Below are 13,976 nucleotides of genomic sequence, written 5' to 3' on the forward strand. Positions count from 1 at the left end.
TTGACGGCGAAACACCGCTCCCTGCCCTGCTCCGCAGGAGTCCGTTTCCTCTCCGGCGTAAACGCCGGAGTATCCACGGAGGACCCAGATGAAGGGCGTGGACCTCGTCGTCGGCGGCAGCGTCGGTCACATGAGCGCGTTCATGGGTCAGGCCGGACGGCTGGTCGTGTGCGGGGACGCGGGGGATGCCCTCGGTGACTCCCTCTACGAGGCGCGCATCTATGTCCGGGGCAGGGTCAAGTCCCTTGGGGCGGACTGCGTCGAGAAGGAGATGCGGGGGGAACATATCGTTGAGTTGGCCGAGTTGCTCAAGGCGGCTGAGCGTGACGAGGACCCTTCGGACTTCCGTCGCTACGGATCGGCGCGGGCGCTGTACCACTTCAAGTTCGACAACGCGGCGGCGTATTAGCTGCGCAGGGAGGCCGTACCAAGGCGGCGGGCCGCGTGTGGCCGGTCGCGCCCGCGCGGCGGAGCAGCATATCGACACAGCCCCGCGCCCCTGAAGGGGCGCTTGTCGCCCCGAATTGAGAGGATCTGTACCGTTGGAACCCGCATCCCACGGCCTGCGCGAGTCGGCGACCTTCGATCGCGCGACCATCCACGCCATCCAGCGTGCGGCCGAGACCGGCATCTACGACATCCGCGGCTGGGGTGCCAAGCGGCGCCTCCCGCACTTCGACGACCTGCTGCTGCTGGGCGCCTCCATGTCCCGCTACCCGCTGGAGGGTTACCGCGAGCGGTGCGACACGGACGTCGTCCTCGGCACGCGCCACTCGAAGACCCCCCTGCGCCTCGCCACCCCCGTCACCATCGCCGGCATGAGCTTCGGCGCCCTGTCCGCCCAGGCCAAGGAGGCCCTCGGCAGGGGAGCGTCCGAGGCGGGCACCTCCACGACCACCGGTGACGGCGGCATGACCCCGGAGGAGCGCGGGCACTCCAAGCACCTCGTCCACCAGTACCTGCCGTCCCGCTACGGCATGAACCCCGACGACCTGCGCGCCGCCGACGCCATCGAGGTCGTCCTCGGCCAGGGCGCCAAGCCGGGCGGCGGGGGCATGCTGCTCGGCCAGAAGATCACCGAACGGGTCGCTGGGATGCGCACCCTGCCCGTCGGCATCGACCAGCGCAGCGCCTGCCGCCACCCCGACTGGACCGGCCCCGACGACCTCGCCATCAAGATCCTCGAACTTCGTGAGATCACCGACTGGCAGAAGCCGATCTACGTCAAGGTCGGCGCGTCCCGCCCGTACTACGACGTCAAGCTCGCCGTGCACGCGGGCGCCGACGTGGTGGTGGTCGACGGCATGCAGGGCGGCACCGCGGCCACCCAGGACGTGTTCATCGAGCATGTCGGGATCCCGACGCTGGCGGCACTGCCCCAAGCGGAGCAGGCCCTGCAGGAGTTGGGGGTCCACCGCTCGGTACAGCTGATCGTCTCGGGTGGCATCCGCTCCGGCGCCGACATGGCCAAGGCGCTCGCCCTCGGGGCGGACGCGGTGGCGATCGGCACGGCCGCCCTGATCGCGCTGGGCGACAACCACCCGAAGTACGACGCCGAGTACCGCGAACTCGGCTCCGCCGCGGGCTACTACGACGACTACCAGGACGGTCGCGACCCGGCCGGCATCTCCACCCAGGACGAGGAGCTGGCTGCCCGCCTCGATCCCGTCGAGGGCGGCCGCCGGCTGGCCAATTTCCTGCGCGTGATGACCATGGAAGCCCAGACCCTCGCCCGCGCCTGCGGCAAGGCCCACCTCCTCCACCTGGAACCGGAGGACCTGGTCGCCCTCACCATCGAGTCCTCCGCCATGGCCCGCGTCCCGCTCGCCGGCACCAGCTGGATCCCCGGAGCCGGACTGTGATCGCCGTCGTCGGCGCCGGACTGATGGGCGCGGCCACCGCCTGGCAACTCGCCCGGCGGGGTCACGAGGTCACCCTGATCGAGGCGTACGGCATCGGCCACCGGCACGGCAGTTCGCACGGCACCTCACGCATCTTCCGGAGGGCGTACGCCGACCCCTTCTACGTGGGCCTGACCGGGCAGGCGTACGAACAGTGGCGCGAGCTGGAGGACGACAGCTCGACTTCCTTGCTGGGCATGACCGGTGGCCTGGACCTGGGGGAGGGGCGCGACCCGGAGGGCCTGGCCGCCGCACTGGGCGCGGCCGGCGTGCCGTACGAACTGCTCGGCGAGCGGGCCGCGTCGGAGCGCTGGCCGCACATCCGGTTCACCGGGCCGGCGCTGTACCACCCGGACGCGGGCGTGGTCGACGCCGACGAGACGGTCGCGGTATGTGTGCGCCGGGCGATCGAGCACGGCGCGGACGCGCTGATCGGCGTACGTGTGACGGGCATCGAGGTCCTCGGCGAGGGGAAGGCGCGGGTGTACACCGACGACGGCCGGGAGATCGCCGCCGAGACGGTGGTGATCGCGGCCGGAGCCTGGCTGCCCGACTTCGAACTACCCATTCCGCTGCCGCCGTTGCGGGTGACCCAGCAGCAGGTCTTCCACTTCCGGCAGCGCGAGCCGTCGGTGCGCTGGCCGGTCCTGTTGTCCGACGGGGAAGGCATGCAGGTCTTCGGTCTGCCGTCCGGTGGCGACGGCGGTCCGCTGCCCGCGGTGAAGGTCGCCGAACACGACCGCGGCACCCCTACCACGGCCCGCACCCGCAGCGGGTCCGTCGATCCCGACTCGCGCGCGCGAGTGAGCGCCTTCGTCCGCGACCGCCTCCCCGGCCTGGACCCCGCCCCCGTCGCGGATGCCACCTGCCTGTACACCACCACCCCCGACGAGGACTTCCTCCTCGACCGTCACGGCTCCTTCGTGGTGGTGTCCCCCTGCTCCGGGCACGGCGCCAAGTTCGCCCCGCTGATCGGGGCGATGGCCGCGGACCTCGCCACCGGCCGGGCGGATCCCCACCCCCGGTTCCGGCTGGACCGCGCGGGCTAGGATGCGCCGGTGACAGAGCGCGACGACCACCACGACGACCACCACGACGACCACCGCGACGACGACGCTCAGGGCCCCGAAGACCTGGACGACAAGGCGCTGGAGCGCGTCATAGCGGTCCGGGCACGCGAGTACCGGCAGGCGGCCGGGCTGTCGGTCGGCGAGATGGCACAGCGCGTCGGCATCTCCAAGGCCATGCTGTCGAAGATCGAGAACGCCCAGACCGCGTGCAGCCTCACCACGCTCTCCCGCCTCGCACGCGGCCTCGACGTCCCCGTCACCGCCCTGTTCCGGGGCCTGGACGACGAACGCGAGGCGGTCTTCGTCCCCGCCGGACACGGCGCCCGGATCGTCCGCCGCGGCACCCGCGTCGGCCACGAGTACGCCCAGCTCGGCTCGTTGCGCGGCGCCCACAAAAGGATGGACGCCCTCCTGGTCACGCTGACCGAGCGGAGCGAGGTCTTCCCGCTCTTCCAGCACGCCGGCACCGAACTCCTCTACATGCTGGAAGGCGTCATGGTCTACGGTCACGGCAAGTCCAGCTACACCCTGCGCCCCGGTGATGCCCTCCAGTTCGACGGCGAGGCCCCGCACGGCCCCGAGAAGCTGGTCGAGTTGCCGATCCGCTTCCTGACGGTGACGTCGTTCGGCGACAGCCCGCAGCACTGAAACTCGGCAACGCCGCCTCCGGCGTCGTCCTCAACACCTTCACCGCCACCTGCTCCGCGATGCTCGGCCGGCTCCTGGTCGAGAAGCTCCGTGACGGCCACCCCACCAGCCTCGGCGCCGCCTCCGGCGCCATCGCCGGGCTCGTCGCCATCACCCCCTCCTGCGGCGCACTCTCCCCGCTCGGCGCGCTCGCCCTCGGCGCGATCGGCGGGGCCGTCTGCGCCCTCGCCGTCGGCCTCAAGTGCAAGTTCGGCTACGACGACTCCCTCGACGTCGTCGGCATCCACCTCGTCGGCGGCCTCACCGGCACCCTCCTGGTCGGCATCCTCGCCACGCCGGACGCCCCCAACGGCGTGGACGGCCTCCTTTACGGCGGCGGCCTCTCGCTGCTCGGCAAGCAGGCCGTCGGCGCCTTCGCCGTCATGCTGTGCTCCTTCGCCGTGGCCTGGCTTGTAGTGCCCGCCCCGTGGACACCCTCTTGACGTCGACCGGAGCTCGACCGACACTCCAGAAGGGAATCCTAGTGAACAGGTAGGGAAACATGGGGCGCCTTGGACCGGTCACCGCCGACGCGAGCCGTACGTCCGGGCAGTCACCCCTTCTGACCTCCCGCCGTCACATCGATCTGCTGCGAGTGTGCAGCGCGATCGGCCCCCTGGGCTGAGCCCGGCCCTTCCCCGCGCCCGACGGCTGCGTCGCCGTCGCACACGGGGGAGGGCCGCCCGCTCACCGCCCGACGTCGCTTCCGCCGCGCGTACGTCCACGCATCCACCCCGGGGAGAACCATGTCCGTCACACCGCTCGCCACCGTTCCCTCCACCCAGCCCACTCCCGCGTTCCGGGGCCGGATCGGCCGGGACGCGCGCAGCGGGCACTACGCCGTGCCGCGCCGCTACCGCCTCCATCTCGCACCCGCCTGTCCGAACGGGCTGCGCATCGCCGTCGTACACAGCCTGCTCGGCCTCGACGACGCCTGTCCCGTCACGTTCCTGGACGCGGTCCCCGACGGCCCCGACGGGGGACACTCCGCGCTGCGCCCGCTGTACGAGGCGAGCGCACACCGGTATGCCGGGGCGGCCGTCGGGCCGGTGCTCAGCGACGACTGGTCGGGGCGGATCGTCAGCACCCACGCCCCCGACATCACTCGCGACCTGGCACGGCACTTCGGCGGCGGCCGCTCGGCGCTGTACCCCTGCGGGGCGGAGTCGGAGATCGAGGCCGTGGAGCGGCTGTGCGGGCAGGGCATCGAACAGGCCGCACAGGCGGCGGGGGCGACGGGCCAGGACACGGCGGCGAGTACCGCGGGGCTCGACAGGCTGCTGGAGACCCTGGCTGCACTGGAGCGGTGGCTCGTCGGACGCGAGTACCTGATCCGCGACCAGATCACCGCCGCCGACGTCGAGTTGTGGGTCGCGCTGGTCCAACTCGACACCGTGCACCGCCACCACCTGGACGCCGCCGCGGTGCACCGCATCGCCGACCATCCCGTCCTGTGGTCCTACGCCCGCCGCCTGGCCGCCCACCCGGCCTTCGGCTCCCACCTCGACCTCGACGGCATCGCCCGCAGGCACCACGCCCACTGCCAGGGCCTGGAGGCCGCCGGAGCGGCCGTGCAGATCCTCGACTGGGCGGGGCACGCCGGTCGCAGCGCCTGACCGTCGCCGAGAGTCAGGGCGCCCGACAGTTCCCGGAGATGAGCCGCCGGAGCCGGAACAGACCGCATGGCCGGGCCGTTGTGACTGACGCCGCACCGAGTACGAAGGCCCGACCCTGCGCGACCACCTGGGCCTCGCCCACCCGGACGACGTGAGGGGCGAGCAGCGAGTGGCGTCCTGAAGACCGGCCGGATCACTCCCCCCAGTCGAGCTGATGCTCGGGAGTCCCCACCGACCGGCCGTACGCGATCGCTTCGGCGCGGCCCGCCTCGTCGCCGCGCCGATAGCGGAAGACCTTGCCGGCGAAGGCGACCACCCGTTCGTCGCCGGCGGTGAAGTCGGCGTACCAGCCGTTCTCCGGCTCCAGCGCGTCGGCGAAGGCGTTCGCGAGCCCGGAGATGTCGTCGCCGTCGCTCTCCCACTCGACGAGCGTCCACAGCCGCGGCTGCCCGTCGGTCGCGCTCGCTCCGACATCGACCCGGCTGATCTTGCGCAGCCGCAGTCCGCGCGGCTCGAACACGGCGCCGGGACGGAGGCTTTCGCCGATGACGTATCCGGTGATCACGTGCTGTCTCCCCGAAGGTCGCTGCCCTGTGTGCGGATCAGGCTACGACCCAGGACTGACATCCCGGCATGGGTCGGGGCACGCCACCCTCCCCCGAAGGTGACGTGCCCCGACCGCTCCCCCGGCGCCGGACAGTGGTCCAGCCTCGCCCGTGTGCGGCCCGCATGTGCTGTCACCAGCACATGACCGCTGTTTCCCCCGAACCCCAGCCGGAGTACAGGCGCACACGGACGAAGTAGCGGCGGCCCTTGACGAGACGGGCCTTGATCGTGGCGTTGCGCGGGGTGCCCCCGTCGTCCTCGCCGGCGAGGTAGCGGGGTTCGCCGTCCCGCTCCTCGAAGAGCACCACCAGCGCGTCGCTGTCGCCGAAGGTGCCCACGGTGTACTCGCGGGTCTCCGGCGGCTCGACGACGAAGTCGGCCTGCTCGCCCGGGCCCAGCCCGAGCGGTGCCGAGCGGAAGGGCACGAGCGCGGGCGCCCGCCGGGGCTCGCCCGGCGGGTACCAGCGCAGGACGTACTCCTTGTCGGCGGCGGAGAGCGTGCCGGGCGGGTCGATGCCCGCGCGGTACTGCTCCGGCTCCAGGATCAGCCCCGCCTCGAAGGGATACTCCATGATCGACTGCGGGTCCCAGACGGAGCCGTTCACCTCCCGCGCATCCAGCTTGCGCAGGATGTTGAAGTGCGTCCGGTCCCGGCTCCAGAAGTTCGGCGAGCCCGCCAGATCGGCGTAGACGGCCTCGTCGTCCCAGTGGATGCCCGCGAACGGGCTCTGGTGCTCGTGCAGCATGCCGAGCCCGTGCCCGATCTCGTGCAGGGCCGTCCCGCGCTCCCCGGGCGCGGTCAGGTCCCAGCCGAAGTTCATGGTGCGTTCGTTCAGGCCGACCTGGAGGGCGTCCTTGCCGACGGTCGACCAGGAGCCGTCGCCGAGCTGGAACCCGATCCGCAGCTCGGCCTCCGAACGGTCGCCGACCTCGGTGAAGGACACCCCGATGCCGAGGTCCTGCCACTCACGGAAGCACTCGCGTACGACGTCCCGCTGCTCTTTCGAGCCGACCCACGACACCCGCCCGGTCGTGCCGGATCCCGGAACGGGAATGACGGACCCGTCGGTGTCGTCGTCGAAGAAGCAGTAGTGCAGCACGGTGTGGTTGGCCCACATCCGGCCGCCGGCGATGAGCGCACTGTGCCGCTCGGCGGCCAGTCCCGGCGCGAAGGCGGGGGCCGGCTGCTGCGCGAGTGAGCAGTAGCGTGCGGTCATGGCGAACAGACTGCCGCGGCCGCCCTCGGGGCGCCTGAGTCGGGGGCTACTCAAGTCCCCCTGTATCAGGCGTGGGTATGGCGGCTCCTGCTGTCGTGACGATTTTCGAACGGGACGCGAAGACGCTGGAACTGCCCTGGCCGTTCACCGGGCGGGAGGACGAACTCGAGCTGGTCCGCAGGGCCCTGACCGCGGCCCGCCACGGCATCGTGGTGACCGGCCCGGTGGGCAGCGGCAAGACCCGCCTCGCCACCGAGGCCGTGCGCGGCACCGACTGCGCCAAGGTCGCCGGGACGCCGGAGACCCGGCAGCTCCCCTTCGCCGCGTTCGCGCACCTGCTGCCCGAGTCCGTCTCCCTGCACCGCGCCGTCCAACTCCTGTCCGGCACCCGGCTGTTGCTGGTCGACGACGCCCACCTGCTCGACGACGCCTCGGCCGCCCTGGTCCACCAGCTGGCCGTGCACGGCCGCACCCGCCTTCTGGTCGTCGCCACCGAGGGCGCCCCGGTGCCCGGCGCGATCTCCCGTCTGTGGACCGGCGAGCTGCTGCCGCGCCTCGCCCTGGAGCCGCTGCCCCGCGAGGAGACGACCCAGCTGCTCACCGTGGGCGCAGGCGAGGGTCTTGAGCCGCTCACCGTCAACCGCCTGTACCGCCTGTGCCAGGGCGACCTGCGGCTGCTGCGCGACCTGCTGGGTGCCGTGCGCGAGCGTCTCAGTCCCGTCCCGGGGACCGACGGCGCACGGGCCTGGCGCGGCCCGGTGCCGATCACGGCGACCGTCCGCGAACGCACCGCGCACCTCCTCGACCGCACCGCCCCCGACGAGCGCGAGACCCTCGAGCGGCTGGCCTTCGCCGAGCCCCTCCCGCTCCCCATGGACGACCTCGACCTGCGGCCCCTCGAACACCTGGAGGCCGACGGCCTGGTCCACGTCGACGACCACGGCTCCGTCCGCCTCGCCCACCCCCTGTACGGCCCGGTCCTGCGCGTAGCGGCCGGACGGCTGCGGGCCCGGCGGCTGGCCTGCACGCCGGACAGCTGCTCGGCCGCCCTGGCCGCCGAGTCCGCCGCGCTGACCAGGGGGATCGAGCGGGCGGACGTACGGGCGATCCCGGCACCCGTGGGGGAGTGGCTGCTGGACGAGGGCGCCGTGGTGCCGGCCGGATACGCGGCCGTACGCGCGCGGTTCTCGCGGCTGCGGGGAGAGCTGCGCGAGGCGGCCGCCTGGGCGCGGGAGGGTCTGCGGGGCACCGGGGACCGTCCGGCCTGCCGGCGCGAACTCGCCCTCGCCGCCGCCCAGTCGGGCGACGCGACGATCGCGTACCAAGTTCTGGGTGGCCGCCCTCACGGGGGTGGGGCGGCCACCTGGCAGGCGGCGGCGGCCGGCGACATCGACGGGGCCGTGGAGGCCATCACCGACGAGGTGTACGACGCGGTCCGGCTCGGCGTTCCCGAGCCGGACCGCGGCCGGCTGACCGGCGTCTTCCGCGCGCACGCCGACGCGCTCGCCCGCGGCGACGGTCCCGCCCTGGACCGGGCGGCCGAAGAGCTGGAGGAACGCGGCTTCCTTCTCTTCGCCGCCGAGGCGCACGCCCAGGCCGTACGCGCCCATCGCGACCCGCGCGCCGCCCGCACCTCACGCACGCGCGCCGTCGCCCTCGCCCGGCGCTGCCAGGGCGCCCGCACCCCGGCCCTGTCCGGCCTGGTCCTCGGGGAACTGACCGCCCGCCAGCGGCAGATCGTCACGCTCGCCGCCGCCGGCCTGAGCAACCGGCAGATCGCCGAGAAGCTCACCCTGTCGATCCGTACCGTCGGCAACCACCTCTACAGCGCGTACGCCCGCCTCGGCGCGAGCGACCGCGGCGCGCTCCCGTGGCTCGTCGAACTGCCTCAAGCGCAGCCGGCCTGAGCCGCACCCATCGGACCGGCGGTCTGACCCCCGTCATCGGGGGAGGGGTCAGACCGCCACACACCACGGGCCAGACCGCCACACACAAGCGATCAGGCCGCCCCGAACGCCGAGAACGCCCACCCCGTCGCCTGGTGGGTCGCGTCGCCCGGCAATGCGGCGCGGGCGTCGCGCAGGGCCTCCGCCAGGGACAGGCCCGCGCTGATCCCCTTGTGCAGGGCGAGCATCAGCGGCACCACTGCGGCGTCGTTGACGGGCGCGCTGCACGCCACCACCCCGGCCGTGCCCAGCGGCAGCAGCGCGGTGACCAGGCCGAGCAGCTCGTCGGCGCCCACGGACGCGAACCGGGCGGTGTCGCAGCAGGAGAGGATGATCCGGTACGGGCTGCGGTCCAGGCGTTCGAAGTCGTGGACGATGAGCGGGCCGTCGGCCATCCGCAGCGACGAGAACAGGGGGCTGTCCGCGCGGAAGGTGCCGTGCGCGGCGATATGGGCCAGCGCCGAGCCGTCCAGTTCCTGCAACACCTGGGGAACACGGGCCTGCTCATGTTCCAGCACGGTCGATCCGCTGTACCGGTCGGCCAGTTCGGACACCTCGGCGCCGCCGGTCGCCAGCCCCGGCCCCCGTACCAGCACGTGGCGGCCGCCCCGCGGCGGCACCGTGTCCCGCGCGCGCAACCAACTGCTCGCCGACGGCGACACGCTGAACACCCGCTCGCGCAGGGACGGAAGCAGCGCCCACGGCACCCGGTGCAGCCGTCCCGGGGGTACGACCACCACGGGGCCGGAGCCCAGATGCGCCGCCGCCGGACCGAACAGCAGCTCCTCCAGGCGGCGCCCCGCTGCCTCCACCACCGGAAGCCGCGCCTGAGCCCCCGGATGGGCCAGCCGCCGCAACCCGGCCTGCACATGCTCCGCCTCGGTCTCCGCCTCGGCCAGCAGACCGGCCTCGAACCGCCGCACCCGCCCCCGCCCGCACAGCAGCACCTGCACCCGCCCGTCGAGGACGGCCAGCTCCACCAGCCGTACGTCGTCCCCCAGACGTTCCAGCAGTCGGGCGGGGTCGAACCGGTCGCCGTCGCCCGGCGCGGCGCCGCGGATGTGCAGGGTGCGGGAGCGGATCTCCCGCTCCAGGCGCCGCTGTTCGCGCTCCAGCGCCGGCACCGGACGGCCCTCCATCCGGGCGGCTTCGGCGCGGGCGGCGATCTCCCGGAAGGCGGTCATCCCGCTCAGCAGGGCGGGGTCGGCCGGGGGCCGGGTCGGCGGCGCGGCCAGGACGGTGGCCCGCCAGCGCTCGCTCCACACCAGCAGCCGCCGCGGGCCGCCCGAGTCGAGACTGGCCCGCTGGGCCAGTGCGGCGAGCTCCGCGCCCTGCGCGGTGGCCCGGGCCCGCAGTTCCGAGGCGCCGAGGGTGGTGCGGTGGTCGTCCAGCACGTCGAGACCGCGCCGGCAGGCCTCCAGGACGCCCCGGCCGGAACCGGCGGCCCTGGCCCACAGCGCCTGCGCCGCCCAGCCCGTCATCCGCGCCAGCGGCGGGCCGCTGTGCCTGCTGCGGGCGGCGACCGTCAGGTGCCGTTCGGCGTCGGCCGTCCAGCCGAGGCCGAGAGCGATCCGCCCGGCGAGCAGCGAGGCCTCCGGCGCGGCCGGCGCGCCGAAGGAGGCCAGCCGGTCTGCCACCGCGGCGGCGTCCGCGACCAGCCGCCCCGAGCCGCGCCCGGCGGCCACCCGCGCCTCGATCAGCACCAGCCGGGCGTGCGTCTCCCACCAGGTGCGCCGCTGCCCGGCGAACAGCCGTACGGCCATGTCCGCGCGCGCGATCGCCGTGTGCGGATCACCGGCCAGCCGGGCCGCCCGCGCGGCGGCCAGCAGCAGCTCGGCCTTGCGGGTGGACTGCCCGCCGATACCGTCGAGGACGGCGATCGCCGCGTCCGCCTCGCCGAGCGCCTCGGGGGCGAGCCCGGCCGCCATCAGCACCTCGCAGCGCCGGATGTTGAGCATGAAGGTCGGCGTGCCGAGCTTGGCGTATCGCTCCCCGGCCTCGTCGAGCAGCCGCAGCGCCGCCGGGATGTCGCCCGACCGGAACGCGGCGAGGCCCCGGCTCTCCACCGCGTCCGCCTTGTCGTGCTCCTGGCCGGTGGTGTCCCACAGCGCCTCGGCGGCGGCGAAGTCGGCCTCCGCGCGGTCCACCGCGCCGAGCGCGAGATGCACCGTCGCGCGCAGGGTCAGCGCGCGCGCCGTCCAGATGACGTCGTCCGCCTGCCGCAGCACGGGGACCGACCGGCGCACGTCCTCCAGCGCCTCCCGGTGATGCCCCAGCACCCACGAGGCGTAGGCCCGCCGGTACCGGACCCGCGCGCGGGTGTGCCCGCTGCTCACCGCGACAGCCCGTTCCAGCGCCTTCAGGCCCTCCCGGGTACGGCCCGCGTGCACCAGCGCCACGCCGAGGGCGGCCAGGACGTCCGCCTCCCGGTCGGGAGACTCCGCGCGCACCGCCAGATCGCGGGCCAGGCGCAGATGGTGCAGCGCGATCCGGAGATCGCCCCAGTCCCGCTGCCAGATCCCGACCACCTGGTGGGCGACGGAGGCACACCACGGCGACGGATCGGAGTCGAGCACGGCCTGTGCCCGTGCCAGAGCCTCGTTCGGTGCGGCGAACACCATCGGCAGCAGTTCGAGAACCGAGTCGCTTCCCGCTGTCACTCCATGGATGGTAGTGGCCCCGGTCGCACGTCACACCGGTTGTCGCTGTATCAATCAGCGCACCCGCGGCTCTGACTGACGACCGCCGTCACAAGGGGAGGACATGCCATGGCACCACAGCGTTTCCACGAGCAGTTCGACCAGATCCAGCGCTCCATGCCCGACGTCCCCCTGGCCCTGGGGCCGGACGACGCCGCGGAGTTCATCTACGAGAAGGGAGTCGTGCTAGCCCGCGACGGTGAGGAGGCGCGGCTCGTCGAGGAGAACCTGCGCACCCACTTCACCGAGGCGCCCGACCTGACCGCCGACCACGTGCGACGGGCGAGCCCGGAGACCAACCGCTCGGGCATCACCCGCATCCGGGTCGGCGACCCCGGCCAGGGCGACCGGCGCGGCGACCTGGCCGTCGCGAGCGCCCTGCGCGCCCTGCGCGAGCCCGAGTCACGCGCCGGACGCCGACTGGTCAGCCGCAACCACGTGGTGTCGATCGCCGTCAACTCCTGTCCCGGCGACGAGCCCGTGCCCGCCCCGCTCACCCAGGGCACCAACCCCGCCCCTGCCGAGGCCGGCCACGACACGGACACCGCCGTCGGCGTCCTCGTCATCGACAACGGCCTCACGCACGACTACGCGGCCTTCCCGCTGCTCGCCCACGTCCAGGGCGACCTGCACGGCACCGAGACCGACGGCAGCGGCAACCTCCTGCAGTACGTCGGCCACGGCACCTTCATCGCGGGGCTCGTCGCGGCCGTCGCACCCAACACGGATGTCACCGTCCGCAGCACGCTCAGCGACGCCGGGGCCATCCTGGAGTCGGAGTTCGGCGAGCGGCTCTTCGACGCCGTCGAGGCGCACGGCTGGCCCGACATCATCAGCCTCTCCGCCGGCACCTCCAACGGCCGCACCGACGGACTGCTCGGCATGGACGCCTTCATGGAGGAACTGCGGCAGCAGCGCACCCTGTTGGTCGCGGCGGCCGGCAACAACGCCAGCGCCACGCCCTTCTGGCCCGCCGCCTACGCCTCCCTGCCCGAGTACCGGAGCGCCGTCCTGTCGGTCGGCGCGCTGCGCGGCGACGGCGAGTACGGCGCCTGCTTCAGCAACCACGGCGCCTGGGTGAACGCCTACGCCCCCGGCGAGCGCCTCACCAGCGCCCTCACCGGCTTCGACGCACCCGTCCCGTACGTGTACCAGCACTCCACGTACGACGCCTGCCGCTACGGCTTCACCTACGCCTGCACCTGCCAGTCCCCGCAGCACACCGGCGTGTTGAGCGAGGAGGGCGACACCGTCACGCCCGACCGGGTCACGTTCGAAGGACTCGCGCACTGGAGCGGCACCTCCTTCGCCACCCCGGTCGTCGCGGGCCTGGTCGCGGCCCACATGACCGCGCACAAGGAGACCGACCCCCGCGCCGCCCGGCTGCAACTGCTCGCCTCCAACACCGAGTTCGCCGAGGTGCGCGGGGCGCACGTACCGGCGCTGCGGCCGGCCACCTGGCGGCCGGTCCCGGTCGGGCAGCACCCGGCGGGCGCATGACGGCCGGAACTGTCCACTCCACGGCGTACGATGACCTGTCGTACACGAGGGGTGGGACCGTGGACCGTGCAGATGTCGGCGCGCTCGTCCAGTCCGCCGTCGACGGGGACGGGGCGGCCTGGAAGGCGCTGGTGGAGGGGCTGAGCCCACTGGTGTGGTCCGTGGTGCGCGCACATCGGATGTCCGACGCCGACGCGCACGAGGTGTACCAGACCGTGTGGTTCCGCTTCGCCCAGCACCTGGGCCGGATCCGCGAACCGGAGAAGGCGGGCTCCTGGCTGGCCAGCACCGCGCGGCACGAGTGCCTGAAGGTGCTCAAGAGCTTAAGGCGGATGATGCCGACGGACGACCCGCAGGTCCTGGACCGGATCAGCGAGGACCGTACGCCCGAGCAGTCGTTCCTCGACTCGGAGGAGGCCGCCGCCGAGACCGAGCGGATCCGGCGGGTGTGGCAGGAGTTCGAGGAACTCGGCGACCGGTGCAGGCAGTTGCTGCGGGTACTGATGGCATCGCCGCCGCCGAGCTACCAGGAGGTGTCCGGCGCACTGGGTATCGCGGTGGGCAGCATCGGGCCGCTGCGCCAGCGCTGTCTGCGCCGCCTTCGGGCCCGACTCGACGCACGGGGAGCGTTGTGAACGACTTGACGCTCTCCTCCCTGAAGGGAGGAGATTCTTACGGCTCGCGCCGTGAGACTTCCTGTTTCATCGCCGACTGCCCGCCCGGAGAACTCCGTT

The 13,976-nt window shown here is 73.2% G+C and carries 13 protein-coding genes; 10 read left to right on the plus strand and 3 right to left on the minus strand.

The window, feature by feature from the left end:
• The first annotated feature begins 88 nt into the window (after positions 1-88).
• The 7 genes from ACFYO2_RS48510 to ACFYO2_RS48540 all read left to right on the plus strand — a co-directional run bounded on the left by ACFYO2_RS48510 (position 89) and on the right by ACFYO2_RS48540 (position 5,274).
• Positions 89-409 (plus strand): hypothetical protein, encoded by a 321-nt coding sequence (locus tag ACFYO2_RS48510; protein ID WP_388363655.1) that lies wholly within the window; start codon positions 89-91, stop codon positions 407-409.
• A gap of 133 nt (positions 410-542) precedes the next feature.
• On the plus strand, positions 543-1,862 hold the full coding sequence (locus ACFYO2_RS48515; RefSeq protein WP_388363657.1) for an FMN-binding glutamate synthase family protein: 1,320 nt from the start codon (positions 543-545) through the stop codon (positions 1,860-1,862).
• The gene (locus ACFYO2_RS48520) at positions 1,859-2,950 is read left to right on the plus strand and encodes an FAD-dependent oxidoreductase (protein ID WP_388363660.1); all 1,092 of its coding nucleotides are present in this window, start codon (positions 1,859-1,861) and stop codon (positions 2,948-2,950) included. The genes ACFYO2_RS48515 and ACFYO2_RS48520 overlap by 4 nt, the downstream gene beginning before the upstream one ends.
• Before the next feature lie 84 nt (positions 2,951-3,034).
• The gene (locus ACFYO2_RS48525; RefSeq protein WP_388363680.1) at positions 3,035-3,619 is read left to right on the plus strand and encodes a helix-turn-helix domain-containing protein; all 585 of its coding nucleotides are present in this window, start codon (positions 3,035-3,037) and stop codon (positions 3,617-3,619) included.
• Positions 3,616-4,101: a hypothetical protein gene (locus ACFYO2_RS48530; protein ID WP_388363683.1), complete on the plus strand. Its 486-nt coding sequence runs from the start codon at positions 3,616-3,618 to the stop codon at positions 4,099-4,101. The genes ACFYO2_RS48525 and ACFYO2_RS48530 overlap by 4 nt, the downstream gene beginning before the upstream one ends.
• 59 nt (positions 4,102-4,160) lie before the next feature.
• Complete coding sequence (locus ACFYO2_RS48535) at positions 4,161-4,283, plus strand: putative leader peptide (protein ID WP_388363663.1); 123 nt, start codon at positions 4,161-4,163, stop codon at positions 4,281-4,283.
• 121 nt (positions 4,284-4,404) lie between these two features.
• Positions 4,405-5,274, plus strand: a complete 870-nt coding sequence (locus ACFYO2_RS48540) for a glutathione S-transferase C-terminal domain-containing protein (protein WP_388363666.1) — start codon at positions 4,405-4,407, stop codon at positions 5,272-5,274.
• A 193-nt stretch (positions 5,275-5,467) separates the two neighbouring features.
• Here the strand turns inward: ACFYO2_RS48540 and ACFYO2_RS48545 are convergent, their stop codons facing one another.
• Complete coding sequence (locus ACFYO2_RS48545; RefSeq protein WP_388363668.1) at positions 5,468-5,839, minus strand: hypothetical protein; 372 nt, start codon at positions 5,837-5,839, stop codon at positions 5,468-5,470.
• 172 nt (positions 5,840-6,011) lie between these two features.
• A complete protein-coding gene (locus ACFYO2_RS48550) occupies positions 6,012-7,097 on the minus strand; it encodes a M12 family metallopeptidase (RefSeq protein WP_388363671.1) in 1,086 nt (361 codons plus the stop codon).
• A 77-nt stretch (positions 7,098-7,174) separates the two neighbouring features.
• Here ACFYO2_RS48550 and ACFYO2_RS48555 point away from each other — a divergent pair, with 77 nt between their 5' ends.
• Positions 7,175-9,004 (plus strand): LuxR C-terminal-related transcriptional regulator, encoded by a 1,830-nt coding sequence (locus ACFYO2_RS48555; RefSeq protein ID WP_388363672.1) that lies wholly within the window; start codon positions 7,175-7,177, stop codon positions 9,002-9,004.
• A gap of 92 nt (positions 9,005-9,096) precedes the next feature.
• On the opposite strand, the gene ACFYO2_RS48560 is transcribed toward ACFYO2_RS48555, so the two are convergent.
• Entirely contained in the window at positions 9,097-11,664 is a 2,568-nt protein-coding gene (locus tag ACFYO2_RS48560) for a CHAT domain-containing protein (RefSeq protein ID WP_388363686.1), read from the minus strand.
• Positions 11,665-11,811: 147 nt separating this feature from the next.
• Here ACFYO2_RS48560 and ACFYO2_RS48565 point away from each other — a divergent pair, with 147 nt between their 5' ends.
• Together ACFYO2_RS48565 and ACFYO2_RS48570 are read left to right on the plus strand one after the other, a co-directional pair.
• Complete coding sequence (locus tag ACFYO2_RS48565; RefSeq protein ID WP_388363675.1) at positions 11,812-13,242, plus strand: S8/S53 family peptidase; 1,431 nt, start codon at positions 11,812-11,814, stop codon at positions 13,240-13,242.
• A 59-nt stretch (positions 13,243-13,301) separates the two neighbouring features.
• Positions 13,302-13,877, plus strand: coding sequence for an RNA polymerase sigma factor (locus tag ACFYO2_RS48570; RefSeq protein WP_388363678.1), 576 nt, complete (start codon positions 13,302-13,304; stop codon positions 13,875-13,877).
• Positions 13,878-13,976: the final 99 nt, after the last annotated feature.

This window comes from Streptomyces sp. NPDC006602, assembly GCF_042870385.1.
Lineage (GTDB): Bacteria > Actinomycetota > Actinomycetes > Streptomycetales > Streptomycetaceae > Streptomyces.